Here is a 17931-nt window from a genome sequence, read left to right on the forward strand (position 1 = left end):
CTTTTACAATTTACGAAGTTAGAAAGATTTTGGATTACAAAACGAATATCAACTATATTAGTTAATTATGCGTTAAGGATAGTAACGGCATCCTTTTTCTGTTAGTTTAAAACAGAAAAAGATATAGTGTATAGCCTGACCCACCAAAAGTGGGTAACGCCCTTATTTTTTTAATAAAATCTAAGCAATTTAAGTATTGAAAAATCCCAGTACTAATCCTAAAACTGAAAATAAATAAACGGTTGAAAATCTGCCGCATATGTTTGATAACAGATAATAGCTACCATAGTTGCTATCAATCCCTTAACAACTACATTACTTTTGATAAACTGATCAAGCAACCAATCTTTTGTTTTATACGGCAACCAATGCGTAATATACCCTATCAACATTACAATAAACACAACTCGATATTCCCAAAGAACTACTAATGCATTCGTCCAATCCATATTAGTCATGATCGATTGATAAAAACGATCAATATGATCCATGCTATTTCCTCTAAAATAAATTCTGGTAAAGGTTATAAAAATAAAAGTAAACGCTATTTTCCATATGGTTGCTAACCACGCATTAGAGTTTTCATAAGGGCTTATTTTTCGCCAATACTTATAGGCAACCACTCCCAGACCATTCAATCCTCCCCAAATTACAAATTTCCAGGATGCTCCATGCCATAAACCTCCTATCAACATTGTAATCATAATATTCACATTTCTATTAAAATGCCATGCCAATCTAGATGAAAACAATGTGATAATAAGCAACAGTCCTATTGCAGCAGTTGCAATAATTGCGATCCCAAAATCTGCATAAGCAAAAACTCCTAAAAATGTAAAAACAGTAATGAAGGTATATGAAAAAATACTACCGTTCCGGTTTCCTCCTATCGGAATATACAAGTAATCTTTTAACCAACTAGAAAGGGATATGTGCCAACGTTTCCAAAAGTCTCCGCAATGAATTGCCTTATATGGTGAGTTAAAATTAACTGGTAATTTATATCCCATAAGTAATGCTAAACCGATAGCAATATCGGTATATCCAGAAAAATCACCATAGATCTGTAACGAATACCCAAACATTGCCATTATGTTTGTAAATCCTGAGAACATCTCTGGAACATCAAATACGCGATCCATAAAATTCATTGCAATAAAATCTGCAAAAAGCATTTTTTTGATCAGTCCTTTAAGAATCATAAAAGTCGCGTTACCAAACTCTTCTTTGGTAATATTAATTTCTTTTCTGATTTGAGGAACAAAATCCGCAGCTCGTACAATTGGTCCTGCAACCAGTTGCGGAAAGAAACTAACAAAAAACCCAAAATCAATAATTGAATTTAATGGTTTAATTTGTTTTCTATATATATCTACACTATAGCTAATCGTTTGGAATGTATAAAAAGAGATCCCTACGGGCAGTATAATTGTATCCACAGTAAAATAATCAGCATTTGCCCAGGTATTTGCAAATTGTGCCAGATAATTAATCACCTGATAATCCGTATCAAAAAGACTATTATATGATTCTGTAAAGAAATACGCATACTTAAAATAGCAAAGAGTACCTAAATTAATAATAACACTAATTGCAACCAGCGTTTTCTTTACTGCAATAGAGGTACTCTGATAAATAGCTCTTCCTAAAAAGAAATCATTGACGGTACTAAACAACAAAATCCCTATAAATAAGCCACTAGTTTTATAATAAAACAATAAACTTATCATAAAAAGATATGCGCTACGAATGCTCTTTTTACGATATACCAATGCATACAAAAAGTAGATCGCTGCAAAGAATATCCAGAAATCTGCTTGCGTAAATATCAAAGGAAAATCCTCTGAAAAAGAAAAAATATCTTTTAATCTATTCATGAATTATTTGATTCAAAACAGAATTAGGCACCAACTCTAGTTCTTTTTCCCACGAACCAGTCAATGCTTGTAATAATAAATCTGCTTTAATTCTATATCCCAACTGTGTAAAATGTATTCTATCTCGTGGCATCAGTTTATTTAGATACCAATCTCTCGAGGAATTAAATCCTCCCATAATTTCATAAAAATCCCAAACTGCCATGTTATGTTTTCTTGCTAAATCATAGATTATCTTCTGCATCACTCGGGTCCTTGGATTGGGGTATTTCTTCTTATAATAAGAATCATTAGGTACCGTAAGCAAGACTGCACAATCTGGATTAGCTTTCTGGGCCATTAAAATAAGGTTTTCATAGTATTTTCTATATTCTTCTGGCTTAAAATCAGGATGATAACCATCATTAGTACCTACAGATACGATAAACAAGTCTGGTTTATACAACATCAATTGAGTATCAAAATACTCGCATCTATTATAATAATTAAAACTTGCTCCATTGACGCCGATGGTAGTATACTCTATTCCATTATTATCATTCATCAATTCTATACCCATCATTAGAAATTCTGGGTCTTCAGCACCTTCAGCTCTTTGAACACAAAACTCTAGTTCTTCTAATGTTTTGGTAAGCGTAAATTCTACAAAATGTGCTTCCTTGTTAACTTTGGTATTTGCAATTAACTCAGACTCTTTAAAATAGATTTGATAATCTTCACTCCAATTATCATAAAAAATTCTGATCTTATTAAAATCATATTGTTGCGCATCATATCCTCTATGATTTGCTTTTATTTTTATATTGGAAATAGAGTCTTTAAAAACGGCCGTTACTCCAGCCATTCCCCAAGCAACACTATCCTTTTTTATAGAACATCGATAACCTGTCCATTTACCATCAAATTCTACATTATAATTACTAGGGTTATTGGTTCCCGCAATTTTATAAGGATATATAAAACCACGTTGTCCTTTTGCTGTTGGACTCATATGCTGAAGATATGTCCTTAACCTATTAGAATAAATATCCGCTTGTATATGTGATCCACCAATATGGAAAATATGTACTTTTTCTTCACCTCCGTTGGCGATGGTGTTTAACTTCTGAAATAAGGTATCAAATGATGGTGCATATTCTGCAAATTTAATCTGATTTGCTTTCCAATTTACAAAAGTATACTTATTCTGAATTGTATCTAGTACATAGTCCTGAGCCAGGATTGAAGAACTCACTAAGAATAAGCAAAAAAGTAATATTTTATGTCTCTTCATCTGGTTCTTCTTTTAGGTCAAGGTATAGGGCCGTGAAAAATAATTCTGAAATAATTTTGGTTCCTTTCCAAGTAAAATGCATATAATCATTGGCGGTTAATTTTTCTTCTACCCAAAACGGCATAGATCCTTTGCCTCCCATTGCATCATACATACTCCAATAAGCAACATTATTATCAGAACAAGTTTCTATGAGTTTAGCATTAAGATATGGTAATAAAGGATAAGTTTCCATTTTTCCATTAACAGGAAGACACATATCTGTGGGGCCAATAAATATAAAACTTGCATTTTTAGTTCTTCGTCTTAACCAATTTATTTGATTGACTATAGATTTAGCATAATTATCCACCTTTGTAGAATCTTTCAAATATGGCATAGTATTTCCTCCATACTGCATAATAATGATCTTAGGCTTAAGATTCCTAGTCATCTGACCGTATATTGAAGCATTAGTGCTAGAGAAAATTGTTCCCGATGAACCACGCATCGCTACATTATCCATCTGAACTTTATATCCTCCATCAAGCGTTAACCCATAAAAATCGGCACTTACTTTTCCTTCTAGTTCAATTTTTAGATTACTTGGTGTTGTATTGGTTTTGATGCGATATTTATGATACTTGCCATCAGGAATCAAACTATCCTGTTGAATTAGTTTCCCTTCATTATACACAGAAACTTTTATAGGAACCTTACAATTTCCATAATGTAATCCAATATTTGTAAATCTTCTAAATTTAGCATAAGCCTTTTTAGATTTACCAATAGTTACAGAAGCTTTTATAATTGGTAGAGAATCTAAAGCGGTACTATCAGGAAGCGTCTCTAGATGTTCAGTAAATCTGGAAACCGACATATATGCTCCATATTTTCTATGTTTAAATTTCTTCTGGGTAGGGTCGAATCTTGCATATCTAAACCAATTTTCGCTAGGTTTTACAATAGCCGCAATTTGATTGTACACTGGTTTCAAAGGGATAAAACCTGGACCACTACCTCCATACATTCCTTGTAACCTATTGCGTATATATCCAGTTATTCTATCACCTTCTATCTGCGAGTCTCCATAATGTAAAATTCTGCATGATCGCGAAGATAACTTTGCCTTAAGCTCTTTAGCAAAATCAGGATTATCTTTAGGATATCGTATCCTTTCTAATTTTGTAGTATCTATTTTAGAAAAGTCTGGTCTTTGCAGACTATCTTTTTTAGTAAGTGTATTTGCTGACTTATCCGTTTCCAGATCCGATTCATCCGCTACTGGCACTACTACTTCAGTTACCTTAAGTATATCTTGCCTAGTAATCGTTGTATCTTTTTCTAGCTCTAAAAAGGTCTTATATGAAGGATATTTTAAAGAAACTCCTTGATATGAGAAACCATCCTCTTGTGTTTGTTTATTCTGAATCCCTCCTTTTTCACTCAAAAACATCAAGCCAAACAGCACTCCTAATACGAGTATCAGAAATAGCGATATTTGGATTGGTTTGATTTTCAAGACTATTAGGGGACTTTTCGTTTTTGTAAAAATAGAAAGTTTTTGCGAAATGCAAAGGAATTATGCGGTGTTAATAGTTAGTTATCTCACCTAAATCTCATATAATTCAGGATTTTGCTTATTAAGCCATGTTGCTGCTGGGCTAACTTAGCATATAATCTATATAGTTGTCAATAGTTTTTTTATATCATTTACAACTCCTCGATATCTATTTCTATTGGGTTTCGACATATGCTGAGATTCTAAAAGTATCTCTTCTAAAATTTCTTTAGCTTCAGCTATTTTACCTTTTTCAACAAGAAACTGAGCTAAGATATAGCGTTCTTCATAATTAGAATATCGTTGATCAATGGGAGTTAGGTTCTCCTCTGCTTCTTTGGATCTTCCTTGTTTCTCTAACGCCAGACCATACAAAAATTGACTTTTGGAGCCTTTAAAATCTGTTTTGAGATGTATTTGTTCTGCACAAAAAATTACTTTTTCGAATTGACCCGTTTGGTAATATCCTTCGAGTAACTTTTTAACTACACCATTATCTTGATTATAGTTTCCGTTTAAAGCAATTTCGTATTCTTCAATTCCAGATTGATAATCCTTAGTTTCATATAAAGCATCACCAAGATATACTCTATTCTGAAAGGTGTCAGCAAATGCTACTTGTTTTCTTAGATCTGTTACTTTTTTGGTTGGATTGATTACACTTACAATCTCATTCTGAACCACATCAAGATCTTTTTTATTGAAAACCTGAGTTACCAAATAAATTATGCTTCCAATAACTGGTAAAAACAAAATCAAGAAATACCAATAGTATTCATTTCTATTTTTAATAGCATGGTAGATACAAAAAACTTGCAGGGCAATAATTAAAAAATATGGCATCCAGCAAAAGTAAAAAAACTTGACCAATGACCTAACAGATATATCAATCTATTAGGTCAAAAATCATTTTTTATTTCAACGTAATCACCAAATCATCAGCCTCTACCATCGTTCCTGATTTTAACACTATTTTTTTAATAGTAGCGTCTTCATTGGCTGTTATAGTAGTTTCCATTTTCATGGCTTCTATAATAAACAACGGATCGTTCTTCTTCACAACTTGTCCAGTTTTGACAAGAACAGAGGATAAAGATCCTTGCAACGGCGCTCCGATTTGTTTCTCATCTGCTTTATCAACTTTGGCATGTACTACTTTATCTACCTTGATTGAATTGTCCTTGATTTCTACATTTCTCGTCTGTCCATTCACCTTAAAGAATACAGTTACCATTCCATTTTCATGAGGTTCACCTATCGATATTAACTCAATAAGCAGGATCTTACCTTTATCTAATTCTATAATAATTTCCTCTCCAGGAGTCATACCATAGAAAAAGTTTTTGGTCGGAATATTCATCACATTACCATACTTAAGATGGTGATTATAGGCTCCTGTAAATACTTTCGGATATAATTTATAGGAAAGGAAATCTGTAATATCTAATTCTCTACCCATTCCTTTCTTAAAGACTTTTACAAAATCTTTGAATTCAGTTTCAAAATCTACTGGTTCTAAATGTGCATTTGGTCTATTTGTAAATGGTTTCTGATCCTTTAATACTGATTTTTGAAGATCCTTAGGAAATTCACCAACTGGTTGTCCTAATTCTCCTTTAAAAAGACTTACTACAGATTGCGGAAACGAGATTGTTTCACCTCTTTCTTTTACATCTTCTATGGTAAGGTTATTGCTTACCAAGTATTGCGCCATATCACCAACTACTTTAGAACTTGGTGTTACCTTTACGATATCACCAAACAGCGTATTGACTTCGCCATACATCTTAGTAATCTCATGAAAACGATCTGCCAATCCTAAACCTTGAGCTTGTGGTTTTAAATTAGAGTATTGTCCTCCAGGAATTTCGTGTTGATATACATCTCCTGTTCCAGCTTTAAGTCCTGATTCAAAAACATAATAATATTCGCGAACCGCTTCCCAATAATTAGAATATTCATTTAACTTGGTTATATCCATAGGATTCTCACGGTCATGAAATCTTAGCATTTCCATAATCGCGTTAAAGTTAGGTTGTGCTGTTAATCCAGACAATCCTCCTAAAGCTACATCCACGACATCTACACCTGCTTCAATTGCCTTGAGATAGGTAGCAGATTGTACCGAAGAAGTATCATGAGTATGTAAATGTATTGGGATATTAATTTCTGATTTTAATGCTGAAACTAATTCATAGGCAGCATAGGGTTTTAACAATCCTGCCATATCTTTAATTCCTAAAATATGTGCTCCAGCGTTCTCTATATCTTTTGCTAATTGCACATAATATTCTAACGTATATTTAGTTCTTTTGGGATCTAAAATATCACCTGTATAACATAAAGATCCTTCTGCAAGACCTTGTGTACGTGTTCTCACGTGTTCTATACAAGGAGCGATTGACTCCATCCAGTTTAACGAATCAAATATCCTAAAAACATCTACTCCATTCTCCCAAGATTGTTCTACAAATTTTCCAATTAAGTTATCTGGATATGCTGTATATCCTACACCATTTGATCCACGTATTAGCATTTGTAATAACAGATTAGGCATCGCCTTTCTTAGTGAACGAAGACGTTCCCAAGGGTTTTCATTTAAGAACCTAAGGCATACATCAAACGTTGCTCCTCCCCATACCTCCATACTAAATACTTCGGGATGATTTTTTGCAAATCCTTCAGCAACCTTTAGCATATCATATGTACGCATTCTAGTAGCTAACAAACTCTGATGTGCATCTCGCATTGTAGTATCTGTAAAATGAACTTTCTTTTCATTTTTTAACCATTCTGCGAATTTATCAGGTCCCAATTCGATCAATAAATCCTTGGTTCCTTTTGTATATCCATTTGCGGCATCAAATTCAGGGATACTAGTAGACACAAATGTCTTTGTCGGATCAATTGCTTTTACATCGGGATTTCCGTTTACAATAATATCTCCCAAAAAGCTAGCCAATTTAGTAGCTCTATTTCTAGATTCTTTGATTTTAAAAAGATCTTTCGTATCTCTTATAAAGTTTACCGTCACGGCACCTTTTCTAAAGGTATCATGTTTTAGAATATTATCTAAAAAAGGCATATTTGTTTTCACACCTCGAATCCTAAATTCAGAAAGTGCTCTTCGCATTTTTCTACACGCTCCATCCAATGTTCTACTATTAGCCGAAACCTTTACCAACATTGAATCAAAAAATGGTGAAATTGTCACTCCTTGATACACACTACCTGCATCTAATCGAATTCCAAACCCAGATGCACTTCTGTAGGTAGTGATTGTTCCGTAATCTGGTTTAAAATCATTTTCTGGATCTTCTGTAGTGATTCTACACTGTAATGCAAAACCTGTTGTTTTTATAGCTTCTTGGCTTTCTATTTTTATCTGTTTATCAGATAACTTATAACCTCCAGCAATAAAAACCTGAGCTTTAATCAAATCAATACCAGTTATAATTTCTGTAACCGTATGTTCTACTTGAACTCGAGGATTTACCTCTATAAAATAAATACTGCCATCATCATCTACCAGAAATTCTACTGTACCAATATTATTATAATCTACTGCTTTACAAATTGTCAAAGCATACTGATATAAATTCTCAAGAATTTCTTGAGGTACTCCATACGACGGAGCATACTCAATTACTTTTTGATATCGTCGTTGTACAGAACAATCACGTTCAAAAAGATGTACCATATTACCATGATGATCAGCAACTATTTGTATTTCAATATGTTTAGGGTTTTCTACGAATTTTTCCAGAAAAACAGTATCATCTCCAAATGCATTCAACGCTTCTCTTTGAGATTCTGGATAAGCTTTCTCTAGTTCTTCTACACTTCTGATCACACGCATTCCTCTTCCTCCACCACCAGAAGCAGCTTTCAGCATTACAGGAAATCCAATTCTCTTAGCTTCTTTTACTGCAATCTTTACATTGGTAAGGTCTTCTTTGTTACTTTGAATAATTGGAATATCGTTGGCAATAGCTACTTCTTTTGCCATAATTTTATCTCCTAATGAACGAAGCACAGAAACTTTTGGTCCAATAAAAATAATTCCATTTTCTTTACATTTTTCGGCAAAATCAGCATTCTCTGAAAGAAATCCATATCCTGGATGGATCGCATCCACATTATTCTTTTTAGCGACTTTGATGATCGCATCAATATTTAGGTACGGTTTTAATGGTTCATTATCTGCTCCAATCTGATAGGCTTCATCGGCTTTATATCGATGTAGAGAATATCTATCTTCATAGGTATAAACTCCTACAGTTTGTAAACCAATCTCTGTACAAGCTCTAAAAATTCGAATTGCTATTTCTCCTCGATTGGCAACTAAAACCTTTTTGATTTTCATGATAATAACTTTGTGTTTAGGTAATATTTAGCGAACATTCGCTGCGAAGATATTGATTAGAAAGAATACTTGCAATACATTTAAGGCAGAATAAATTAAATAATTAATTTTTACGTTAATTATTAACTTATTCTGCCTTGATGTTATCTATTCGTATATAAGTAGTAGCGAATAACAACTACTTTATTCCGAAAGTGATTTACAAAATAAAAAGTAACAGCTATTTGAATTGTTAGCCACCAGCAATTTTTAATACTATTAATCAGCAAACTAGGCTGTAATTAATGGACTATTTATAAAACTAAATAGCACTTTGATATTAATATGAAAGTTTGAAGAAGCAGATACTCTTATTTGAAATGTTTTAAGAACTAATACAAGACGAACTCTGGTGCCAAGTTGCATTGAAGATACGCTATTATAGATTATGTTTTTTGAAGAACCAGAATAAGTAGATAGGGCAACATATAGTCTGTCTATTTTGATCTTTTTACTAACTGATGTATTTTCTATTTGTTACTTAAAACATATTTGCCTCCTCCAGTAAAAAAAATGGCTATAGCACCAAATAAATATAAAGCTTGTAGTTCAATAGCCCAACCACCAAATTGATTTAGCGCAAAAATTTCATTGACATGTGTAGTTAAAATAGCGATAAGCATTGTTAATGCTACGAATAAACTCGCCAACCGTTCTTTATAACCTATAATGATTAATAAGGGAGCTACAATTTCTCCAAAAAATGCTCCATAGCCTATAAATTCCGGTAATCCAGATTGAATCATCATACCTTTAATAAATGTATATCCGTTTAAAAGATTTCCAATCCCATGAAATATTAGAAGTCCAGCAACTAATACTCTTAGAATTAAAATTCCAAAATCTGTGTTTTTCTCGATTGTTTTCATCTCTTTATAGTTTTAAATTTTATACCACAAATTTCGAAATGAATCAAGCAAGATTTGAAGGACTTAAATCACTACTTTAAAGTGACTTATATCACATTATTCGATTAAAAAGTTTTGGATTAAGAGTCGAGTCTACTTAATGTCTCTCTAGAAACCCCTAGATAAGAAGCAATTAGTTTTTTAGACACTCTCTGAAATAGTTGAGGGTATTGCTCTAAAAGTAAATCATAACGTTCTTTAGCCGAGTTTTTTAAAAGCGAAAGAATTCTTTTTTGTAATGCAATACGGCCAAACTTACTCTTTTGGGCCCAGAAGCGTTCCATTTTATGCATTTGAGCAGTCAGTTTATCTCTATTTTCATAAGATATATATAGGAACTCACAATCTTCTAAACAATCAATATATATATATTCGATGGAGCTTGTTTAACAAAAGATTCATAATCAGTGATCCACCAATGTTCCATCGCAAAACGAAGAATATGCTCTTTTCCTCTCTCATCTAAAAAGTAACTTTTTACGCACCCTTTGGTAATCCAATATTCTTTTTTTACGATTTCTCCTTCTTGAACAAGGTATTGATGTTTTCGCTTTTTAATAGACTCAAAATGACTCAAAACAAAATCGAATTCTTTATCAGTCAATTCTATTATCTCTTCTATATGTAGTCTTAGAGGATGATTCATTCTGCTTGTGATTAATTAAAACACTTCGGAATGTTATTCTAAAAAAAGAACAACACAGTTATTTACTTCTGTATCTTATTATAGTATGCTTTTTCTGTTATTTCTGACCATTTAGATATTCTATTCTGGAAATTAGAATAACTTTTATAAACTTCCTTAGATAACGGATCATCTCCTATCATCTCTTGCAAGGCTTCGTCGGTAAAACCTCTCAACGCATCCAACGTTTCTTTAGAAAACTCTCTAATTTCTACACCTTCTTCATTTACTAATTTATCAAGATAAATTCCGTTTTGTTTATCAAACTCTGATAACACCCAAACCTGTGCTCTTTTGGATGCTGCTTGTAATACAGCTTGTAAATGAGGCGGCAAACCATCGTGAAGATTCTTATTAATAAAAAACTCTAATTGAGAGCCTGTCTCATGCCATCCTGGAGTGTAATAATATTTCGCAATTTTATGAAAACCCATTTTATAATCATGATAAGGGCCTATCCATTCTGTAGCATCAATAACTCCACGTTCTAAACTGGTATAAATTTCACTACCAGCTACTAAAACCGCTGCACCACCTGCTTTTTCCAACACTTTCCCTCCAATTCCTGGTAAGCGCATCTTTAGTCCTTTAAAATCCTCAACCGAATTAATTTCTCGATTAAACCATCCTCCCATTTGTACTCCAGTATTTCCTCCCATATATGGAACCAAGTTAAACTTAGCGTACGTTTTTTTCCAAAGTTCGTATCCACCACCTACTTCTAACCAAGAAGTTATTTGCTGACTGTTCATCCCAAAAGGTACCGCTGCAAAGAATTGCGCTGCTGGAGTTTTTCCTGCCCAATAATAAGCTGCTCCACACCCCATCTCAATTGTTCCTTGAGACACCGCATCAAACGCTTCTAATGGTGGCACTAACTCACCACCGCCATATACTTTGATTTTTATTTGACCATTGGATAATTCATCCACCCATTCGGCATATTTTTCTGCTACTTCTCCAACTACAGGAAAATTTGGCGGCCAAGTTGTAGTCATTTTCCAATGAAATACTTTGTTTGGTTTTGCTACATCATAAGATGATGGGTTACTCATACTTGCTGGAGGTTCTCCTAAACAGGATAGAAAAAATATTGTCATCATCATCAATACAGAGAACCTGATAGTATTTTGTTTTTTTATTGTGGAAAAATTCATAATAATATGTTTTGGTCTATAACTTTAAAAATTACTAAAATCAATAACTTATTAAAGGTTTTGGTATCTCTTAAAAAGAAGAGTAATTAATTCGAATTAAAAATAATTTCAGGAAAAAACATAACCAAACTAACAATGATTAATTGAATAACAATAAAAGGAATAATCCCTCTATATATTTGACTTGTTTTAACCGTTTCTGGAGCAACACCTTTGAGGTAAAACAATGCAAATCCAAATGGAGGTGTAAGAAATGATGTTTGCAGATTTAATGCCATCAAAATTCCAACCCAAAGCATATTCATATCAAAAGCATTAAAAATAGGAGTTACCACAGGAACAATAATAAATACGATCTCTATAAAATCAATAAAAAATCCAGCTATAAAAATTACCAGCATCACCAATAATAAAAACATTAATGGCGTTAATTGAGAAGTCATAATTAACTCTTGTAGATATCGATCTCCTCCTAAGGTTCTAAAAACCAACGTAAATGTGGTTGCACCTAATAAAATAAAAAACACCATAGAGGTTAATCGTGTAGTTTCTTGAGCTACTTCTTTAAGAATCTTAAAAGAAAACTTTTTTTGTACGATAGTAAGAATCGTTGCTCCCAAGGCGCCAATCGCAGAGGCTTCCGTTGGTGACGCAATCCCTGTAAAAATAGAACCTAAAACAATCACTATTAACAGGACTGGCAGCAGCAATACCTTAAGTATCTTAGGTATAAAATTATCTCCTCTAAACGCAGCTATTTCTTCTGCAGGAATGCTTGGAGCATCTTCTTTATGAATCAATGATTTTATTAAAATATAAACTATATATAATCCTACTAATATTAATCCTGGCAGCAAAGCTGCAGAAAACAATGCTCCTACATCTACAGATGCAGCTCCTCTTGAAGAACTATTAATTGTGTCTGCAAGCAGTACCAAAACTATGGATGGTGGAATAATCTGTCCTAAGGTTCCTGAAGAAGCAATTACTCCTACAGCAAGTTCTGTCTTATACCCTCTTTTTAACATGGTTGGCAAACTAATCAATCCCATTGTAACTACCGTAGCTCCTACAATACCTGTAGATGCTGCTAATAAAGCGCCAACAATTACCACAGAAATAGCTAGTCCTCCTCTCACACGTCCAAACATCATCGCCATCGTCTCTAATAAGTTTTGAGCAAGACCAGATTTTTCAAGCATGATTCCCATAAAAATAAATAATGGAACCGCCATCAAAACATAATTATTTACCACTCCCATAATTCGAGAAGGCAATAAATAAAATGTGGACATTGTAAAATATTCTGGAGCAAAAATCGATACTCCAAATGCAAAAGCTACTGAGATTCCTCCTAAGGTGAAAGCTACCGGATATCCTTTTAGGATCAGAATAAAGATAATTACAAATAATACAATTGCTAAAACCTCCATTAACTTTCTTTATTAAAAATAACTTGAATCGATTTCAGCATTTCTGAAACTCCTTGAATAAGTAAAAAAACAAAACCAAGAGTAATACAAAATTTAAGCACATATAATGCAGGTAATCCTCCTGCTTGCGGAGAGGATTCTCCTATCATAAAAGATGACAACCCATAATACCAGGAAGAAACAATTACCACATAACACCAAGGTATTAGTAAACAAACTCCTCCTAATACATCAATCCAGGCTTTTCCTTTTTTAGACATTTTTGCATAAAAAACATCTACACGAACGTGCTTACCATACTTGAATGTATATCCAGAACCAACAAGAAATAATATCCCAAATAAATAGATTTCAGTTTCAATCATCCAGATAAATGTAAACTGAAAAATGTATCGAATGATAACATCCAAACCAATAACTATGGCTAATAAAACCGCTACCCAACTTACCAGAGCACCCGTTTTTTCACCAATCCAATCAAGAAAATCAATGATTTTTTGCATCTATAATTTTATTCTCAGCGTATAAAAGCGGAAGATAACAAAATTAGATACATTTAGAAATTGAATGTATAATTAGTATAATCAATTAGGGTAAGATTTTTATCTGACAAAAACTAATTCATTTGGTTTTACAGTATATTCTTCACTAAAGCTATACCCTTCATAATTAAAACCTTTGAGGTCTTCTATAGTTTCTGCCCCAGTATCGATGATATATCTAACCATCATTCCACGTGCTTTTTTAGCAAAAAAACTAATCATCTTTAATTTATCACCCTTCCAATCCTTGAACTGTGGAGTTATGACAGGGACTTTTAAAACCTTTTTATCTATTGCACTGAAATATTCATTACTCGCCAGATTTACAAACAACTCATCATCTTTTAACTCTTCATTGAGTTGCTGAGTTAGTTGTTTTTTCCAAAATTCATATAAATTATTCTTACGTCCAATTTTAAGCTTAGTCCCCATCTCTAATCGATATGGTTGCATAAGATCCAGTGGTTTTAATATCCCATATAAACCAGAAAGTATTCTTAATTTATCCTGCAGCATTTCAAGTTTATCTTCTGGAATAGTATAGCTATCCAATCCGATATACACATCTCCTTTAAAAGCATATACAGCAGGTCGCGCATTATCCTTAGTAAAAGGAATACTCCAGTCCTGATTACGTTGCCAATTTAACTGCGCCAGATTATCACTAATCCCCATTAAATCAGAAAGCTTTTTTGGAGTCTTTTTCTGAAGAATCGTGTTTAATTTTTCTGCTTCAGCAAGAAATGAAGGTTCAGTATATTTCTGAGTTGGCAAAGCAGTTTCAAAATCTAATGATTTTGCTGGAGATACGACAATTTTCATTTGTATGACTTTTTATTTACCCAAAAATACAACAGTGCATCCATAAATAAAATCAACTCTTGTAATTCTTATCTATTTAAGTATCGAAATGTTCTATTTTAAAAATACACTTATCAAAAAATCAACTCACTGCCTTGTACTATTCTACCGAATATAATTTTGCAACTTAAACCAATCTATTGTTCTTTTAACCATCTCATCTACCGAATATTTAGGCTCATAGCCTAATTCTTTCTTTGCTTTTTCTCCATCAAGAAACTGTCCTGCAGACATCACTGCAATTGCTGTATCATTTAGTAAAGGTAATTCTCCACCAAAAATCTTATATTTTCTCATTTTGATCTTTGACAATAATTTAGCAACGGTTAATGGAACTTTTTTAGGCATTTTTTCAAGCTCAGCTATTTGAATTATTTTTTTAACCAAATCTTCCATGGATATATTGTTTCCTGTAATCAAGTATCGTTCTCCTATTTTTCCATGAAGACATGCCAACAATAAACCTCTTGCAGCATCACCAGCATATATTACATTTCTGTTTCCATTTACATACCCAGGCAAGGTTTGATTTACCGTATGTGTTATTAAACGTCCAGTAGATGGTCCATAATCATATTCCCCAAAAGTCATGGATGGTATTCCTATCACAATAGGCACTCCTTTTTTTCCAGCCTCTCTAGCGATCTTGTCCATGATCCATTTTACCTGAACATAGGCTCACTTATTAGTAGGGCTTGTATTATATATTTTAGTTTCATCACCTATTCTGTTCTTAGATTTTGGAATTGCAATTGCTCCTCCTAAATAAAGTGCTTTTTTAACCCCACTTTCCTTAACCGCATCCACAAAATTATTCATTTGATGTTCTGCCTTTTTAACTTCTTCCTGTAATGGCTTAGGTGTACTTGGGTAATAGGCACCACAATTCAAAACATAATCTAATCCTTTTAAAGATTTTCTTAAACTATCAACATCATTTAAATCTGCGATGCGACTATCAAAATCCAAATCACTAATTGTAGTAAGATCAGAGGTTTTTCTATGTATAACAACTAATTGATTTTCTGGATTATCTGCAATAACCTTCGCGGTATGATGCCCAATCATTCCTGTAGCTCCTATTACTCCTATCCTATTCATATAATAAAACCGTGTTTTCTTTAAAGGTTAAAACTTTTTTATGGGTATTTCTAAAATCAAAAAAGCCTATCCAAAAGGACAGGCTTATGTTTTAAAAAAGTCAAAATGTATATATTATAATACTTTCACGTTTACCGCGTTCATTCCTTTTTTACCTTCTTTAAGTTCAAACTCTACTTCGTCACCTTCACGAACTTCGTCGATTAGACCTGAAATGTGTACAAAATGATCTTTGTTTGATCCTTCTTCTGTGATGAATCCAAATCCTTTGGAGTCATTAAAAAATTTTACTGTTCCTTTGTTCATTATAAATAATTAAAGCGCGAAGATAATATTATTTAACGAGCAATCCCTATTTATTTCAAAATAAAGTTTTTAGTAACGTTTTTTTGCTATTTAAAACACAAGATTATTGCAAAAAAAAACATTTTTTAATCTGTTGTTAACTGATTCTTAGCATACTTTCTCCAACGCTCCACACATTGAAGCATATCATCAGGAACAGAAGTTTCAAAATGCATTTTTTCTCCAGTTACAGGATGTATAAAACCTAGAGTTCTGGCATGTAAAGCCTGTCTTGGCAATACTTTGAAACAATTTTCTACAAACTGCTTATATTTGGTAAAGGTAGTCCCTTTCAGAATTTTTTCTCCACCATAACGTTCATCATTGAATAAAGTATGACCAATATACTTCATATGTACACGAATCTGATGCGTTCTTCCTGTTTCTAACCTACAGGAAACCAAGGTTACATATCCTAAACGCTCTATTACTTTATAATGAGTTACGGCTGGTTTTCCTTTTTCTGCATCATCACCTTCAAAAACGGTATTTTGTAATCTGTTTTTAGGATGACGACCTATATTACCTTCAATGGTTCCTTCATCTTCTTCCATATTACCCCAAACTATAGCTACATACTCTCGTTCTGATGTCTTATCAAAAAATTGCTTAGCTAAATGAGTCATAGATTCCTCTGTTTTGGCAACAACTAATAACCCACTGGTATCTTTATCAATCCTATGTACTAATCCTGGTCGATCACTACTATTATTAGGCAGATTATCAAAATGATAAATCAACGCATTAATTAAAGTTCCAGAATAATTTCCATGTCCAGGATGTACGACTAATCCTGCTGGTTTATTAACTACCAATAATGCGTCATCTTCATATACAATATCCAAAGGGATATCCTCTGGAGTTAATAGATTCTCATATGGAGGATGCGAAAATAACACACGTACAATATCATTAGGTTTTACCTTATGATTTGATTTTACAGCTACATCGTTCACAAAAACGCTTCCTGATTTTGCGGCTTGTTGTATCTTATTACGTGTTGCATTTTCGACAAAATTCATCAAAAACTTATCTACACGCAAAGGCACCTGACCAGCTCCTGCTACAAAACGATGATGCTCATACAGTTCATCTTCTTGATTATCTACACCTTCAATATTAGGGTCGTTTTCCAAAAGTACTTTGTTTCTTATTTCTTAATTATCAGAGGAAAGTCTAAGGTTTCCACTTCGATCACCAATCACTAAATCAATAGTAGAGGTCTTCATTAATTTATCTCCAGGCTTTAGATTTTTTCCTTTGTGTCTAAGCTGAAGTACCTGATCAGAAGGATCTGGTTTATAGGTAATAGTTCCTATTTTAAACCCAAGTGCAACCAATCTTGGTTCTACTTGTCTTCTAGTTTTACGTATCACATCTGGAACTTCAATCTTACGATAGCCAGAAGGGTTTAGAGTTACATAGATTTTTCGATTCTCTTTTACTTTATTGCCTGCAGCAGGGTTTTGTTCAATCACAGAATATCTGGGATATTGAGAATTAAAATTAGCAGAATCCTGCACTTCGAATCTTAGATCTTTTTCTTCCAAAATTGCTTTCACCTCATCAAGTGTCTTTTTACTCAAACTTGGTACAACAATACGTTGATCGTGATTGGTAGAGCTTTCTAACCATTGTAAAGCTACAAAACATAAAATAACAATCATCGTGATTGCAATTACTAATTGGATAAGAAACGTTTTACTAAAAACAAATCTAAAAAGGCCTTTAAAAAAATCCATGTATCAATTGATAGTTTCGGCAAAGATATAAAAACGGAAACTTTTTATCTTTTGTTGTTAGA

General features: G+C 33.1%; 15 protein-coding genes and 1 pseudogene. All 16 read right to left on the reverse strand.

Going from position 1 to position 17931, the window contains the following annotated elements; all coding sequences use genetic code 11:
* Positions 1-218: 218 nt before the first annotated feature.
* The 16 genes and pseudogenes from QBK95_RS02895 to QBK95_RS02970 all read right to left on the reverse strand — a co-directional run bounded on the left by QBK95_RS02895 (position 219) and on the right by QBK95_RS02970 (position 17869).
* Entirely contained in the window at positions 219-1877 is a 1659-nt protein-coding gene (locus tag QBK95_RS02895) for an MBOAT family O-acyltransferase (protein ID WP_280930366.1), read from the reverse strand.
* Positions 1870-3150, reverse strand: a complete 1281-nt coding sequence (locus QBK95_RS02900) for a GDSL-type esterase/lipase family protein (RefSeq protein ID WP_280930368.1) — start codon at positions 3148-3150, stop codon at positions 1870-1872. Before QBK95_RS02900 ends, QBK95_RS02895 begins: the two co-directional genes overlap by 8 nt.
* Positions 3137-4651, reverse strand: coding sequence for an SGNH/GDSL hydrolase family protein (locus QBK95_RS02905; RefSeq protein ID WP_280930370.1), 1515 nt, complete (start codon positions 4649-4651; stop codon positions 3137-3139). The genes QBK95_RS02900 and QBK95_RS02905 overlap by 14 nt, the downstream gene beginning before the upstream one ends.
* A gap of 159 nt (positions 4652-4810) precedes the next feature.
* Positions 4811-5533 (reverse strand): CDC27 family protein, encoded by a 723-nt coding sequence (locus QBK95_RS02910; protein ID WP_280930373.1) that lies wholly within the window; start codon positions 5531-5533, stop codon positions 4811-4813.
* Positions 5534-5603: 70 nt separating this feature from the next.
* Complete coding sequence (locus QBK95_RS02915) at positions 5604-9056, reverse strand: pyruvate carboxylase (protein ID WP_280930375.1); 3453 nt, start codon at positions 9054-9056, stop codon at positions 5604-5606.
* 509 nt (positions 9057-9565) lie between these two features.
* Positions 9566-9964 (reverse strand): DoxX family protein, encoded by a 399-nt coding sequence (locus tag QBK95_RS02920; RefSeq protein ID WP_280930377.1) that lies wholly within the window; start codon positions 9962-9964, stop codon positions 9566-9568.
* Positions 9965-10083: 119 nt separating this feature from the next.
* The gene (locus tag QBK95_RS22880) at positions 10084-10287 is read right to left on the reverse strand and encodes a cyclic nucleotide-binding domain-containing protein (RefSeq protein ID WP_348637316.1); all 204 of its coding nucleotides are present in this window, start codon (positions 10285-10287) and stop codon (positions 10084-10086) included.
* Between the two features lie 65 nt (positions 10288-10352).
* Positions 10353-10649, reverse strand: coding sequence for a Crp/Fnr family transcriptional regulator (locus QBK95_RS22885; RefSeq protein ID WP_348637317.1), 297 nt, complete (start codon positions 10647-10649; stop codon positions 10353-10355).
* 62 nt (positions 10650-10711) lie between these two features.
* Positions 10712-11845: a TRAP transporter substrate-binding protein gene (locus tag QBK95_RS02930; protein ID WP_280930379.1), complete on the reverse strand. Its 1134-nt coding sequence runs from the start codon at positions 11843-11845 to the stop codon at positions 10712-10714.
* Between the two features lie 86 nt (positions 11846-11931).
* Positions 11932-13278: a TRAP transporter large permease gene (locus QBK95_RS02935; RefSeq protein WP_280930381.1), complete on the reverse strand. Its 1347-nt coding sequence runs from the start codon at positions 13276-13278 to the stop codon at positions 11932-11934.
* Positions 13278-13781, reverse strand: coding sequence for a TRAP transporter small permease subunit (locus QBK95_RS02940; RefSeq protein WP_280930383.1), 504 nt, complete (start codon positions 13779-13781; stop codon positions 13278-13280). Before QBK95_RS02940 ends, QBK95_RS02935 begins: the two co-directional genes overlap by 1 nt.
* Positions 13782-13880: 99 nt before the next feature.
* Entirely contained in the window at positions 13881-14642 is a 762-nt protein-coding gene (gene yaaA, locus QBK95_RS02945) for a peroxide stress protein YaaA (RefSeq protein ID WP_280930386.1), read from the reverse strand.
* A gap of 144 nt (positions 14643-14786) precedes the next feature.
* Positions 14787-15782, reverse strand: a pseudogene (locus QBK95_RS22890) (NAD-dependent epimerase/dehydratase family protein).
* A 114-nt stretch (positions 15783-15896) separates the two neighbouring features.
* Entirely contained in the window at positions 15897-16088 is a 192-nt protein-coding gene (locus QBK95_RS02960) for a cold-shock protein (RefSeq protein ID WP_027392365.1), read from the reverse strand.
* A 125-nt stretch (positions 16089-16213) separates the two neighbouring features.
* Positions 16214-17263 carry an RluA family pseudouridine synthase gene (locus QBK95_RS02965; protein ID WP_280930393.1) on the reverse strand — a complete coding sequence of 350 codons (1050 nt, stop codon included), beginning with the start codon at positions 17261-17263 and terminating at the stop codon, positions 16214-16216.
* Positions 17264-17284: 21 nt separating this feature from the next.
* Entirely contained in the window at positions 17285-17869 is a 585-nt protein-coding gene (locus QBK95_RS02970) for a PASTA domain-containing protein (RefSeq protein ID WP_280930395.1), read from the reverse strand.
* Positions 17870-17931 lie beyond the last annotated feature (62 nt).

Source organism: Aquimarina mycalae, assembly GCF_029906345.1.
Taxonomy (GTDB): Bacteria; Bacteroidota; Bacteroidia; order Flavobacteriales; family Flavobacteriaceae; genus Aquimarina.